Source organism: Streptomyces nogalater (assembly GCF_039532885.1).
Lineage (GTDB): Bacteria > Actinomycetota > Actinomycetes > Streptomycetales > Streptomycetaceae > Streptomyces > Streptomyces nogalater.
Genome location: NZ_BAAASM010000022.1, coordinates 56,882 through 69,286, shown reverse-complemented (window position 1 = coordinate 69,286; position 12,405 = coordinate 56,882). Strand labels below are relative to the sequence as shown.

10 protein-coding genes are annotated in these 12,405 nt (G+C 71.2%); 5 read left to right on the top strand and 5 right to left on the bottom strand.

What is annotated here, in order from left to right:
• Nucleotides 1-151 precede the first annotated feature (151 nt).
• The gene (locus ABD350_RS17540) at nucleotides 152-1,177 is read left to right on the top strand and encodes a zinc-binding alcohol dehydrogenase family protein (RefSeq protein ID WP_344349068.1); all 1,026 of its coding nucleotides are present in this window, start codon (nucleotides 152-154) and stop codon (nucleotides 1,175-1,177) included.
• Nucleotides 1,178-1,324: 147 nt separating this feature from the next.
• Here the strand turns inward: ABD350_RS17540 and ABD350_RS17535 are convergent, their stop codons facing one another.
• From ABD350_RS17535 to ABD350_RS17525, 3 genes are all read right to left on the bottom strand, one after another.
• Nucleotides 1,325-2,578, bottom strand: a complete 1,254-nt coding sequence (locus ABD350_RS17535; RefSeq protein ID WP_344349067.1) for a cytochrome P450 family protein — start codon at nucleotides 2,576-2,578, stop codon at nucleotides 1,325-1,327.
• Nucleotides 2,579-3,133: 555 nt separating this feature from the next.
• Complete coding sequence (locus ABD350_RS17530) at nucleotides 3,134-4,507, bottom strand: cryptochrome/photolyase family protein (protein WP_344349066.1); 1,374 nt, start codon at nucleotides 4,505-4,507, stop codon at nucleotides 3,134-3,136.
• A gap of 234 nt (nucleotides 4,508-4,741) precedes the next feature.
• Nucleotides 4,742-4,939, bottom strand: coding sequence for a hypothetical protein (locus ABD350_RS17525; RefSeq protein ID WP_344349094.1), 198 nt, complete (start codon nucleotides 4,937-4,939; stop codon nucleotides 4,742-4,744).
• 803 nt (nucleotides 4,940-5,742) lie between these two features.
• On the opposite strand from ABD350_RS17525, the gene ABD350_RS17520 reads away from it, so the two are divergent.
• Complete coding sequence (locus tag ABD350_RS17520; RefSeq protein ID WP_344349065.1) at nucleotides 5,743-6,099, top strand: hypothetical protein; 357 nt, start codon at nucleotides 5,743-5,745, stop codon at nucleotides 6,097-6,099.
• Between the two features lie 704 nt (nucleotides 6,100-6,803).
• On the opposite strand, the gene ABD350_RS17515 is transcribed toward ABD350_RS17520, so the two are convergent.
• Entirely contained in the window at nucleotides 6,804-8,246 is a 1,443-nt protein-coding gene (locus tag ABD350_RS17515; RefSeq protein WP_344349064.1) for an aldehyde dehydrogenase, read from the bottom strand.
• A 488-nt stretch (nucleotides 8,247-8,734) separates the two neighbouring features.
• Here ABD350_RS17515 and ABD350_RS17510 point away from each other — a divergent pair, with 488 nt between their 5' ends.
• Nucleotides 8,735-9,802 carry an alpha/beta fold hydrolase gene (locus tag ABD350_RS17510; RefSeq protein WP_344349063.1) on the top strand — a complete coding sequence of 356 codons (1,068 nt, stop codon included), beginning with the start codon at nucleotides 8,735-8,737 and terminating at the stop codon, nucleotides 9,800-9,802.
• 264 nt (nucleotides 9,803-10,066) lie between these two features.
• Here the strand turns inward: ABD350_RS17510 and ABD350_RS17505 are convergent, their stop codons facing one another.
• The gene (locus ABD350_RS17505) at nucleotides 10,067-10,219 is read right to left on the bottom strand and encodes a hypothetical protein (RefSeq protein WP_344349062.1); all 153 of its coding nucleotides are present in this window, start codon (nucleotides 10,217-10,219) and stop codon (nucleotides 10,067-10,069) included.
• Between the two features lie 159 nt (nucleotides 10,220-10,378).
• Here ABD350_RS17505 and ABD350_RS17500 point away from each other — a divergent pair, with 159 nt between their 5' ends.
• Both ABD350_RS17500 and ABD350_RS17495 read left to right on the top strand, forming a co-directional pair.
• The gene (locus ABD350_RS17500; RefSeq protein ID WP_344349061.1) at nucleotides 10,379-11,236 is read left to right on the top strand and encodes an alpha/beta fold hydrolase; all 858 of its coding nucleotides are present in this window, start codon (nucleotides 10,379-10,381) and stop codon (nucleotides 11,234-11,236) included.
• A gap of 180 nt (nucleotides 11,237-11,416) precedes the next feature.
• Nucleotides 11,417-12,313, top strand: coding sequence for a helix-turn-helix domain-containing protein (locus ABD350_RS17495; protein ID WP_344349060.1), 897 nt, complete (start codon nucleotides 11,417-11,419; stop codon nucleotides 12,311-12,313).
• Nucleotides 12,314-12,405: the final 92 nt, after the last annotated feature.

The following is a 12,405-nucleotide window of genomic DNA, read 5'->3' as shown; positions in this document are numbered from 1 at the left end:
GGTGCCGGGGAGCGGACGCCCGATGGGCCGGAGAACGCCGGGCGGTCGGTCACAGGTGGCGGATTCCCGCAGCTCAAGCGCGCATGTACGGCGGGAGCCCGGCGCACCTGGCTTCCCTGCGAGAACCAACCCAGAAGGTGAAGACACTTCCATGAACCAGACCACCATGCGGGCCGTCGGCTACCGCAAGAGCCTCCCCGTCGACGACCCGGAGAGCCTGATCGACGTGGAACTGCCCGTCCCCGAGCCCGGCCCGCACGACCTGCTGGTGAGGGTCGAGGCCGTGGCGGTCAACCCCGTGGATTACAAGGTCCGGCGGAACAACGACCCGGGTGGCGAAATCAAGGTTCTCGGCTGGGACGCGGCCGGCACCGTGGTCGCTGTCGGCGAGAAGGTCGAGCAGTTCGGCGTCGGCGACGAGGTCTACTACGCCGGAGCCCTGGACCGGGCCGGTGCCGACTCCGAGTACCACACGGTCGATGAGCGCATCGTGGCCCTCAAGCCCGCCACATTGTCCTTCACGGAAGCCGCGGCCCTGCCGCTGACCTCACTGACCGCCTGGGAAGGCCTGTTCGAACACCTCGGCCTGGAGAACGGCGGTCTGCACCAGGACGGCGCCCTGCTGATCACCGCCGCAGGCGGAGGTGTCGGGTCCATCACGGCCCAGCTGGCCCGTGCCCTGACCAGCCTGACCGTCATCGGCACCGCCTCCCGTCGCGACACCGCCGATTTCGCCACCCGCATGGGTGTGCGGCACATCATCGACCACCGCGAGCCCCTGGCTCCGCAGATCGCCGAAGTGGCCCCGAGCGGCCTGACCCACGTGTTCAGCACCGCCAACACCGACGGCAACCTCGCCGCCTACGCCGAAGCCCTTCGCCCCTTCGGGAAAATCGTCGCCATCGACGACTACGACTCCCTGCCCATCGGCGTGCTGAAGGCCAAGAGCATCTCCTTCCACTGGGAGTTCATGTTCACCCGCTCCCTCTTCCGGACCGCCGACCAGGTCCGGCAGCGGCACATCCTGACCCAGGTCGCCCGCCTGGTGGACGCGGGCATCATCAACAGCACCGCCGTGAGGGACCTCGGCAGGATCAACGCGGCGAATCTCCGCGAGGCGCACCGCGTCATGGAGTCCGGCACCGCCATCGGCAAGGTCACCCTCACCGGCTTCTGAGCCGATCACCACCGACGGGCCCCGGCATCCGGTGGTCCGTCGCACGTGGTGACGGCGACACGGCCGGCCGGGGGGCGGGACGGGCCGTGCGCGTCACGGCTGCCGTCCGCCACCCCGACGCTGCCCGCAGGCGCTCGCCACGTGCGTTCACGGGCAACGACGAAGAGAACCGGGGCTGTCGGACCGCCCCGGACGATCCGCCGGCCGTACGGGGAGTGCGAGCAGGCCACGGGAGCGCATGGACGGCCGCCAGCGCAGTTCGCGCGGGGGGACGGCGAGCGACAGGCCGGGGAAGCGGTCGAACAGCGCGGTGAGCGCGATGCCCGTCTCCATCCGGGCGAGCGGAGCGCCGAGGCAGTAGTGGATGCCGTGTCCCAGCGCCAGGTGCCCGCCGGCGTCACGTCCGATGTCCAGCCGGTCGGGGTCGGGGAAGCGGCGCGGGTCGCGGTGCGCCGCGGCGAGCGACAGCAGGACCGTCTCGCCGGCCGGGATGGTGACGCCGCCGATGACGGTGTCCTCGGTGGGGAAGCGGCGGATCGCCAGGGGTACCGGGCCGTCGTAGCGCGCCAGTTCCTCGATCGCACGGTCCAGCAGGCCGGGGTCGGCTCGCAGCGCGGCCAGCTGCTCCGGGTGGGTGAGCAGTGCCGCGACCGCGTTGCCGATCAGGTGCACCGTGTTCTCGTAGCCCGCGACCAGGATGAGGAAGGCCAGTGACATCAGCTCGTCCTCGCCGAGCCGGTCCTCCTGGTCGCGTACGGCGATCAGTGCGGACAGCAGGTCGTCGGCCGGATGGGCGCGCTTGCCTGCGATCAGCCGGGTGAAAAAGGACAGCAGGTGGCCGACCGCCTCCCTGGCCCGTTCCGGCCGCGTCGGGTCGGGCGCGAACAGGGCGTCGGTCCAGGCACGGAAGTCGGTGCGCTGGGCTTGGGGCACGCCGAGGAGGTCGCAGATCACGATGATCGGCAGCGGTGCGGCGTAGGAGGGGATCAGGTCGGCCTCGTCCTGCCCGGACAGGGAGTCGAGCAGCCGGTCCGCGGTGCGCCGGATCGGCACCCTGAGCGCTTCGACATGCCGGGGAGTGAAGGCCTTGGACACCATACGCCGGATACGTGTGTGGTCCGGTGGGTCCATGTTGAGGAGGTTGGCGTCCAGCGCGGGCGGCAGGGCCATGCCCCGGTAGCCGCCCGGGTTCGCGTGGTGCTTGTCCAGGGACAGCCGGGGATCGGCAAGCGCCTGGCGGACGTCGTCGTACCGTGTGACCAGCCACGCGGGAAGGCCGTCCGTGCCGGTGATCCGGTGGACCGGTCCCTCCTCACGTAGCCGGCCGTAGACGCCGTAGGGATCCTGGAACAGCTCACCGGGATCAACGGCTGCCTGCGAAGGGGGCGTTGGGTTGCTCATTGCGACAGCTAAGCAGATTCGGCGAGGTGTACGCCGACCACCCCCGCGTCGACGGCCGGGTACCCGGCCCGGAGCGGATGTCAGCAACGCGTCGGCGCAGGGCGGCTGTTGAAAGCGTCCGCATGCACCACGGAGCGGTCCGAACACGGCGGCCGCCGCGCCACAGCCGGGTGACGTTCGGCGTCTGGCTCGGCAGCGGCCGCCACTCCCCCGGCCGGGTCTTCGCCTCCGGGCCGGTTCGGGGTCGGCGTGGTCGGTGGATCAGGAGAAGTCAGGCCGGTTCGGTGACTGATGGGCGGCAGCGGGTACAGCCGGCGGGAGTGTGGGCCACGGTCGTGTGGGTGGCCAAGGTGCGGGCGCTGGGGACCGAGCGGGAGAACGTCCTGTTACGCGCCCACGGGTGCCTTCCGTGGGGGCGGGCGGCAGTGTGTGTGGGACGGGGTGCCCGGGGAGTCGGCGCACTCGCGGATCGTGTGCCTGAGATCGCGTCAGGGCCCGGCGAGGCCGGGGAACCCGCGTGCCAGGTGCCGGGCGGGCCGGGCACGGGCACCGGACTTACGTCTGCCCCCGAGCACGTTTGAAGCGCTCCAAGCCCTCCGCCAGCGACACCATTGCCTCGGGGTAGCCGGTCCGGGAGCGTTCCCGGGCCGGAAGTTTCCACGGCTCGTGCACGGCACCGCCTTCCACGTCCGCCAGTTCTTCGACCCAGCGCCGCACATAGGCTCCGTCCGGGTCGAACCGCTTGCCCTGGGCGACGGGGTTGAGGACCCGGTTGGGCCGGGTGTCGGTGCCCGTGCCGGCCACCCACTGCCAGTTCAACTGGTTGTTCGCCACGTCGCCGTCGACCAGCAGGTCCAGGAAATGCCGGGCGCCCACCCGCCAGTCGACGTACAGCGTCTTGGTCAGGAAACTCGCCGCGAGCAGCCGGCCCCGGTTGTGCATCCAGCCCTCGTGGCGGAGCTGCCGCATCGCCGCGTCCACCAGGGGGTAGCCGGTGCGGCCCTGGCGCCAGGCCTCGGCATCCGCTTCCGCGTCCCTGCCGCCGCGCCACCGGTCGCGCCGGGTGCGGTAGTCGCGCGTGGCGGCCTCGGGGCGTGCGGCGAGCAGTTGACGGTTGAAGTCCCGCCAGGTGATCTGCCGTACGAACGCCTCCGCGCCCGCGCCGCCGACCCCGCGGGCCCGGCGGACCACCTCGACCGGTGACAGCGTGCCGAAGTGCAGATGGGGGGAGAGCCGGGAGGTGGCGTCGCCCGCGAGGTCGTCGTGCCGGATCTCGTAGGCGTCCACGCCGGAGCGCAGCCACGCGGCGAGTCTGCGCCGTCCCTCCGTCTCACCGCCCGGGCGCAGCGCCGGCGACACGCCGCTCACGTCGCCGCGCTCCGGCAGCGGGGCGGAGTCCACCTGCTCCGGCACACCGACGGTGCGCGGCGCGTCCAGTACGTCCCGCAGGCCCTGCTCGGACCAGCGCCGGTAGTACGGCGTGAACACCGCGAAGTGGTCGGAGGCGGCCGGCGTCACCGCGCCCGGCGCGACGGCGGTGCTCACCGTCTCGTGCACGTACAGGCGCCGCCCATCGGCCTGCAGGGCCTGACGCAGCCGCCGTTCACGCAGGTGGGCGAAGGTGCTCACGTCGCCTGTCATGTGCACCTCGTCGGCGTCCGCCTCGGTGGCCACCCGGCACACCTCCGCGACCGTGTCGCCCTCGCGCAGTACCAGCCGGCCGCCCCGTTCCCGCAGTCCTGCGTCCAGGTCGCGCAGGCAGTCGGCGAGGAACGCGAGCCGGTTCGGCGCGGCGAAACCCACCCTGTCCACGGCGGGGTCACGGACGAACAGCGGCACCACCCGCCCGCCGCCGCGCAAAGCCGCACGCAACGGCGGATGGTCCGACAGGCGCAGATCACAGGTGAACAAGACGACCGAGGTCCGCATGAGGCTCGCTTCCGTTCACGGTGAGGTCACTCTCCGATCATGTCGCCCGGCCGGCCGGTGACGGATGCGGCGTGCCGCCGATGGTCCCTCGATCGGGCGGGGGGTCATCCGCGCGGAATCCCGAGCCCAGGCGCGCGACCGGCCACGAGGTGTGTGCCACCAAGGTGGGCCGGCCGCCGGACGACGGGTGCGCTGTCGGCGGTCGTTCACTACCGCGCGCGTGCCGTTTTCGGGCTACAGACCCAGATCGAGGGCCAGGCACGAGTAGTACTTCCAGGCGCTTTGCGGGTCGTAGGAGGCACGCCCCCCGTCGCCCGGCCCGGCCTCCACCCCCTCGGTCATCTCCTCGAAGCGGATGCGCTCGGGCAGCCTGCCGTAACGCGCGTGCCGGGCCGCCGCGGCAGCCGCCTCGCCGATGAGTTCCTCGTTCATGGCCATGGTCCCCTTCCTCGATCGTGGATGGCGTCCCCTGCCACCGGAGACGACCCCAGCGTGCGCCACACGCGCGTCACCTGTCAAGACGGTGACGCATGTGTCCCGCAGCTCGGGGTGTCGGCTTCTGAGGACCGCCGCGGTGAAGGCACATGTCGCCCCGGATGCCGGGGCGCAAGGCGCCCAGACGGTGCACCCGGCGTTGCGGCCGTGGATCACCACGTCGCCGCAGTCGTCGACCCCGGCGGCTCCTGGTCCAGGGTGAGGTTCTGGACGAGGCAGCCATTGACGGAGAGCGGGGCGGGAAGAGGCCATGGCCGCGGAACCGGCTCCCATGCTCGCGTGAACCAGCGTGCCGGCGGATCGGACCGACGACGGGGTGCGTGACACGCCCAGGGCGTCGGGCGGTCCCGGAGCGCCTGCCCGAGACCCTGCACCGCCGGACCGGTCGGCGCCCCTGCGCGGTCAGGCCCGGGCGCGGGGCCCGGCCCGTCCCGGCGAGGCCGCCGGCTCCCGCCGCCACTGCCACCGCCACCCCCACCGTCACGGCCTGGTCAGCCTGTGCCTGCCGATCATGTGGCTTCCTCGCGTCCGGTGCGGGGTGTGCGCCACACACATGCACACACCTGAACCCATCACCGCATTGACTGGTGCACACACCCGGGTGACACGTCCTCGTCGGCATGGCCGGATTGTCCCTGCCCGACACATGCTTCAATGTGCAATGATCTGCGCCGACCGTATGTCGAACCCGTCGTGCCGACGCCCAGCCGTGGCGGCACACACACGAAAGGGTGAGTCACATGTTCACCCCCAGGACGAAGATCCGTAGCGCAGCCGCTGCCGCCACCATGGCCGCGGCCCTGATCGGCCTCGGCGCCGGGGCGGCCGGGGCCGCCGACTGGCCTCCCCTTCAGGAGGGCGGTTATCTGTATGCGGGAAGCAACGGGGCCGGCGCGGTGACGGCGGTCGACCTCGACGACCTCGGCGCGTGTCACACCCTGTCGCAGGCGTCCCGGTCGATCCAGATCGTCTCCGGGTCCCGCTCCGTGGTGGTCTATTCCGGGACCGGCTGCACCGGCGCCTCGTGGGCCAGCGGCTCCCTGGCGCAGTCCAACCTGCCGTGGGCGGCGCTCAGTTACCGGGTGATCCCGGCGTAACCCCGCCGGGGCGTCGTACCCGGCCGCGCCGGGGCCGGCCGAGGGCACGTGCTCGGCCGGCTCGCGGCAACCGGGGCACCGGCACGCGCCCGGGATACGCGACCGGTTGGAGGCGCTGTCGCACCCTCGCCGATCGGGGCGTTCTCCCGTCCGGTGGCTTACGGAGGCGGTCCTCGCCGCCGGTGACCCGGAGGTGGCGACCGCGCGCCGCCCGCAGAAACCCGAGGAACTGGTCTCTCGACTCCGATGCCGCCATCGCGCGGTGCGGGTGGCGGTCGGCGCGTTCAGCCGACTGGGAGGGTCGGCGACGACATCGGGTACGCCACCAGCGGGCCCGATCCAGGAGATGGCGGAGGACGGCTTCGGTGTTCGGTTCGAGGCGGACTTCCTCGGAGTCGTCAGCGTGACCCGGTGCGCGCCGCGGAGGCCGTCCTCCAGGGCGTAACCGCTTCAAAGCCACCGCATCGAATCGGTCTGGGGCAGCAGTGCCCGGCAGCGATCCGCAGCGGCGCATCGGCGTCAGTCCGGCCTCTTCCGGGCGGAGTTCGAGGTCGGTGAGGAGTGGATCCACAGCGCGGTCCGGGCGCCGCCGGCGACGTGGTGCTCCGAGAACTCCGTCGGTCCCGAAGTGGAGGGCCTCGGGGACCGCGACGGCGGCAGCCGGCCTGTCCATCGGCCGCCGTGGGTGGTCGAGCCGTCGAAGGTCAGACGGTGATGGTCTTGTACTCGGTGTAGGTGCCGATGCCGACCGCTCCGTACTCGCGGCCGATTCCGCTGGCCTTGAAGCCGCCGAACGGCCCGTCGAAAGCGACGGAAGCACCGTTGACGGTGATGGTGCCGGTGCGGACGCGGCGGGCCACGGCCAGCGCGCGCTCCTCGTCGACGGACCAGACACCGCCGGAGAGGCCGTACTCGGAGTCGTTGGCGATGCGCACCGCGTCGTCCTCGTCGTCGTAGGCGATGACGACCAGAACCGGGCCGAAGACCTCCTCCCGCGCGATCCGCATGGAGTTGTCGACGTCGGCGAAGACGGTGGGCGTGACATAGTTGCCCTTCTCCAGCCCCTCGGGGATCTGCGGGCCGCCGGTGACCAGGCGGGCCCCTTCCTCGATGCCCAGCCGGATGTAGTCGCGCACGCGCTCCTGCTGGTCCGGGCGGATCATCGGGCCGATGAAGGTCTCGGGGTCGCTGGGGTCACCGACCTTCAGCGACTCCACCAGTTCCTTCAGCGCGCCCACGACCTCCTCGTACCGGCTGCGGGGAGCCAGGATGCGGGTCTGCGCGATGCACGACTCGCCGTTGTTGAGCAGGGAACCGAACTTCAGGCCCGCGACCGCCTTCTCGAGGTCCGCGTCCGGCAGGATGATGGCCGCTGACTTGCCGCCCAACTCCAGGCTCACCCGCTTCAGTTGCTCGCCGGCGATCGACGCGATACGGCGGCCGGCGCGTGTCGAGCCGGTGAAGGCGATCTTGTCGATGTCCTTGTGGGACACGAGGTACTCGCTGGTCTCCCGGTCCGCGGGCAGCACGCTGAGCACACCCTCGGGCAGGCCCACCCGCTCCAGCAGCTCGGCCAGGAAGCCCATGCTCGGCGAGTTCTCCGGGGACACCTTCAGGATCACGGAGTTCCCGGCGACCAGAGCTGGGATGATTTTGGAGGTGGCCGACGAGAAGGGCGAGTTCCACGGGATGACCGCGGCCACGACGCCTACCGCTTCCCGGCGCACCACACTGCGCACCGATGAGGCCGGGTCGGAGGGCGTCAGGGTCTCTTCCCACCCGAACTCCTCCGCCGCCTTCAGGTAGGCGTTGGCCTGGCGGGTCAGGCCGGGCTGCCCGGCACGGGTGAACCAGACCGCCGAGCCGTTCTCCAGCGAGATCAGCTCCGCGATCTTCTCCGCGTTCGACTCGCGCAGGGCATTGAACCGGCGCAGAACGGCGATCCGTTCGGCCGGCGAGGTCCGCCGCCACACACCCTCGTCGAAGGACTTCCGGGCGGCGGCGACAGCGCGATCGATGTCCGCCGGCCTCGCCTGGGCGGCGCGGGCGATCACCGACCGGTCGTGCGGCGAGACGATGTCGAGCAACTGCGGGTCGCTCGGCTCGACCCAGTGACCTCCGATGTAGAGCCGGTCGTAGGTGATCATGCGCTTTCCCTCTTTCGTCTGGTCCATCTCGTCCGTCTGACGCCTGGGCAGGGGTGGCCGGGACGCGGCAACAAGTGTCACGCGAATGTAGCATTTATTTTTGTAGGCTCCACGTTAACGTGGTGGCAGGTGTGCGATCGCACATGCCTTCAACACTGCCGACGGACCATGCCGTCATGTGACTGATGTGCCCGGGTTAACCACGGACGAGAGTGTGTGTGGCCGGTCCGGATTGCGGGGACGGAGGCACGGAAGCCTCCATCCCGCACACGGGGCCCCACTCCACCACGGAACAAGATGCGCGTCACCCCCTTGATAGGTGACGCATCGTGTGCAAGGGTCATCGAGCCGCAAGCCGCAGTAATGCCGTGCCGCAGTAATGCCGTGCCGCAGTAATGCCGTGCCGCAGTAATGCCGTGCCGCTGAGGTGTGAGACGAGATTTCCCGGCGCGGAAGGGTCACCGGACACGCACGATGGAGGATTCCAGATGATCAACAGGCGCACTTTCAGCAAGGCCGTCGGCCTGGGCACCGGCACGGCCGCCGTGGCACTGACCGGCCTGCAGAGCCAGGCGTCCGCCACGACCGCCGCGCAGCAGCCGACAGGCGGAACGGCTCCCACCGTGCCCACCATCACTCCCGGCACCCACCGTTCCTTCCCGGCACTGAAGCGCGTCAAGGCGGGCGTCCTGGACGTCGGTTACGCCGAGCTCGGACCCCACCACGGGCCGGTCGTCATCTGCCTGCACGGCTGGCCCTACGACATCCACAGCTACGTCGACGTCGCCCCGCTCCTCGCCGGCCTGGGCTACCGCGTCATCGTTCCCTACCTGCGCGGCCACGGAACCACGCGCTTCCTGTCCAGCCGTACACCCCGCACCGCCGAACAGTCCGCGATCGCCCTCGACATCATCGCCCTGATGGACGCGCTGAAGATCCACCAAGCGGTTCTGGCCGGGTTCGACTGGGGCTCGCGCACCGGCGGCATCATCGCCGCCCTGTGGCCCGACCGCGTCAAGGCGCTGGTCTCCGCCGGCGGTTACGTGATCACCGACCGCAAGGCACAGCTGGCGCCCGCCGCTCCCGCCGTCGAGCACAACTGGTGGTACCAGTGGTACTTCGCCACCGAGCGCGGCAAGAAGGCGATGGAGAACCCCGACGAACGTCTCGCCCTGTGCCGCTATGTCTGGACTCTCGTCTCCCCCAACTGGAACTTCGACGACGCCACGTACCAGCGCACCGCCCAGGCCTTCCTCAACCCGGACTACGCCGCCACCGTCCTCTTCAACTACCGCTGGCGCATCGGCCTCGTCGACGGCGAGCACCGCTACGACCGTTACGAGCAGCGGCTGTCCGCCCAGCCCTCCATCGGCGTTCCCACCGTCACCCTGGATCCGGCCCTGGACCCGTTCACCCCGCCCGGGGACGGCTCCGCCTACCGCAGCCACTTCACCGGCCCCTACGAGCACCGCACCATCGCGGACATCGGCCACAACCTGCCGCAGGAGGCGCCCACCGTCTTCGCCCAGGCGGTCGTCGACGCCGACCACCTCTGAGACACAGCCCCTCTCCGAGCTGCCGGCGGCCTGCGGGCCGCCGGCCGTCCCCGAGCCACCGCCTCGCGTACGCCGTACGTCCCGGTGGGGCCGTCGGAGCACCACACGGCCTTCGGCGGAACCCTCACGCTCACTGATGCCCACGCGGCACGCGGCTGCGTGACATCGGCCGCTGCACGCGGGTGAGGGGAGGCGTCGATGGCGATGGCCGCCTTCCCGGGCCGGTCCACGACGAACACCTGGCCAAGGCACACGATCCGCGGATCACATCCTGCCCGCACAGTCCACGGACCCGATGCACCTGGCCGTGCCCTTGGAGCGGATCACCGAGTCCGGGGGCGCGGGGCGATGCCCGGTGGCGAGCGCGCAGAAGGGGGAGCCGATGCTCTCCGGCTGCGCGAGGGCCTTGGCCGTCATCGTCGTACAGGACCCGTGGACCGAGTAGGGAAGCCCCCTCAATCGTCACCCTCTTGACGGGTGACGTAAGAGGCTGGCAACATCCGTCACTAGTCAGGGCGGTGACTAATCCGGCGAAGCCGGTCCGTCCGTTTCCGAGACATCCGAAAGGTTTCTGTCGTGGTGAGCATCAAGGGTGGGCGCAAGCGAGTGGTGACGGGTGCGGCCTCGACGCTCACGGCGGGACTCGCGCTCGGCGCGTTCGCCTTGGGCGGTACCGCCGACGGGGCGACCGACGCCGGGGCCGCCGCTCGCGGAACGCGCGTCAAGCCGACCGTAGTCCTGGAACACGGCGCCTTCGCCGACGGCTCCAGCTGGAACGGCGTCATCGCCGGCCTGCGCGCCGACGGCTACCCCGTCGTCGCCGCCGCCAACCCGCTGCGCGGCCCGGCCTCCGACGCCGCCGCCCTGCGTACGGTCCTCGGCCACATCAAGGGCCCCAAGGTCCTCGTCGGCCACTCCTACGGCGGCAACGTCATCAGCGAGGCCGCCGTCGGCGACCCCGACGTCAAGGCGCTGGTCTACGTCGCCGCCTTCCTCCCGGCCCCCGGGGAGACCGCGCTGGAGCTCACCGGCAAGTTCCCGGGCTCCACGCTCCCCGACGCCCTGGACCCGGTCACCTATCGGCAGGCCGACGGCACCACAGCGACCGACCTGTACATCCGGCAGGACAAGTTCCGCCACCAGTTCGCCGCCGACGTACCCCCGGGCCAGGCCGCCCTGATGGCCGCCGAGCAACGCCCCATAGCCCAGGCCGCCTTGGAGGAGAAGGCCACCGCCGCCGCCTGGAAGACCAAGCCCAGCTGGGACATCGTCACCACCGAGGATCTCAACATCCCGGTCGCCGCCCAGCGCTTCATGGCCAAGCGCGCCCGTGCCCACACGACCGAGGTGGCCGCTTCGCACTCCGTCGCCGTCTCCCACCCCCACCTCGTCACGGACGTCATCGAGCGAGCCGCCCGCGCCACCGTGCGCTGACCTTCCCCCGGCTCCGCCGGACCGGACCCGCGCAGGTTCCCGCAGCCGCGTGCCGCCGCCGAGCGCGGTACGGACATGGTCCCCGGCGCGGAAACCGAAGACGGTCGGCGGCGGTAGCCGGTCCCGGCATCGTCGTGTCCGACCGATATCAAGGGTGAACGACTATCAAGGGTGAACGACATGAACGCCCCTGCCCGCCTCGGCGCCTTCCTCAAAGCCCGCCGGGCGCAGTTGACCCCGCACGAGTGCGGCCTGCCCGACGCGGGCTCCGGCCGCAGGGTCGCCGGGCTGCGCCGTGAGGAGGTCGCCCGACTCGCCGCGATCAGCGTGGACTACTACACCCGCCTGGAACAGGGCCGCGTCCGCGCGTCCGCCCCCGTCCTGGCCACCCTTACCCGCGCCCTCCGTCTCGACGAGGACCAGCAGAGTTACCTGTACGAGCTCGCCGGCCGGAGCGACGACCGCCCACGCCGCCGACGGCCCGCCCAGCGTCTGCGCCCCGCCATGGGCCGTCTGCTCGACCAACTCGCCCATACCCCTGCCCTGGTGCTCGGCAAGCGCCTGGACATCCTGGCCTGGAACCCGGCCGCGGTCGCCCTCTACACCGACTTCTCGGCCGTCCCGCCCGACCGGCGCAACTACGTGTACCTGCTGTTCTCCGACCCGGACGTCCGCGGCATGCACCGGGACTGGGAACACGACGCCCGCGACGCCGTCGCCGCCCTGCGCATGGAAGCCGCGGCCGACCCGGACGATCCCCGCCTGGCCCGGCTCGTCGGCGAGCTGATCATCCAAGACCCCGACTTCGGCACGTGGTGGGAGGAACACCGCGTCGTCACGGCCGCCTACGGCACCAAGCAGTACCGCCATCCCCTCGTCGGCGACCTCACCCTCGACTGCGACACCTGGGCCAGCCCCGACGGCTCGGGGCAGCGCCTGATGGTCCTGACCGCCGAGCCGGGCAGCCCCTCCCACGAGGCCCTGCGCATCCTCGCCTCCTGGACCGCGCGGCATCCGGCCCCGCACACGGCGCAGGGCACGACTCCGCAGCGGCCCGGTCTTCTCCCCCGGCGGTGAACCCGGGCGCCGTCTTTTCCGCGGCCGCGGTGCCGCCCCGTCCTCCGGCCGAAGGCAATCATTGGTCATACCGGATATTCCGCACTCACATG

What these genes read in the sequence shown, in the direction of transcription:
- ABD350_RS17540 (WP_344349068.1), top strand. Translation starts at nt 152, where the DNA reads ATGAACCAGACCACCATGCGGGCCGTCGGCTACCGCAAGAGCCTCCCC.
- ABD350_RS17520 (WP_344349065.1), top strand. Translation starts at nt 5,743, where the DNA reads ATGTTCACCCCCAGGACGAAGATCCGTAGCGCAGCCGCTGCCGCCACC.
- ABD350_RS17525 (WP_344349094.1), bottom strand. Translation starts at nt 4,939, where the DNA reads ATGAACGAGGAACTCATCGGCGAGGCGGCTGCCGCGGCGGCCCGGCAC.
- ABD350_RS17515 (WP_344349064.1), bottom strand. Translation starts at nt 8,246, where the DNA reads ATGATCACCTACGACCGGCTCTACATCGGAGGTCACTGGGTCGAGCCG.
- ABD350_RS17510 (WP_344349063.1), top strand. Translation starts at nt 8,735, where the DNA reads ATGATCAACAGGCGCACTTTCAGCAAGGCCGTCGGCCTGGGCACCGGC.
- ABD350_RS17530 (WP_344349066.1), bottom strand. Translation starts at nt 4,507, where the DNA reads ATGCGGACCTCGGTCGTCTTGTTCACCTGTGATCTGCGCCTGTCGGAC.
- ABD350_RS17505 (WP_344349062.1), bottom strand. Translation starts at nt 10,219, where the DNA reads ATGACGGCCAAGGCCCTCGCGCAGCCGGAGAGCATCGGCTCCCCCTTC.
- ABD350_RS17535 (WP_344349067.1), bottom strand. Translation starts at nt 2,578, where the DNA reads ATGAGCAACCCAACGCCCCCTTCGCAGGCAGCCGTTGATCCCGGTGAG.
- ABD350_RS17495 (WP_344349060.1), top strand. Translation starts at nt 11,417, where the DNA reads ATGAACGCCCCTGCCCGCCTCGGCGCCTTCCTCAAAGCCCGCCGGGCG.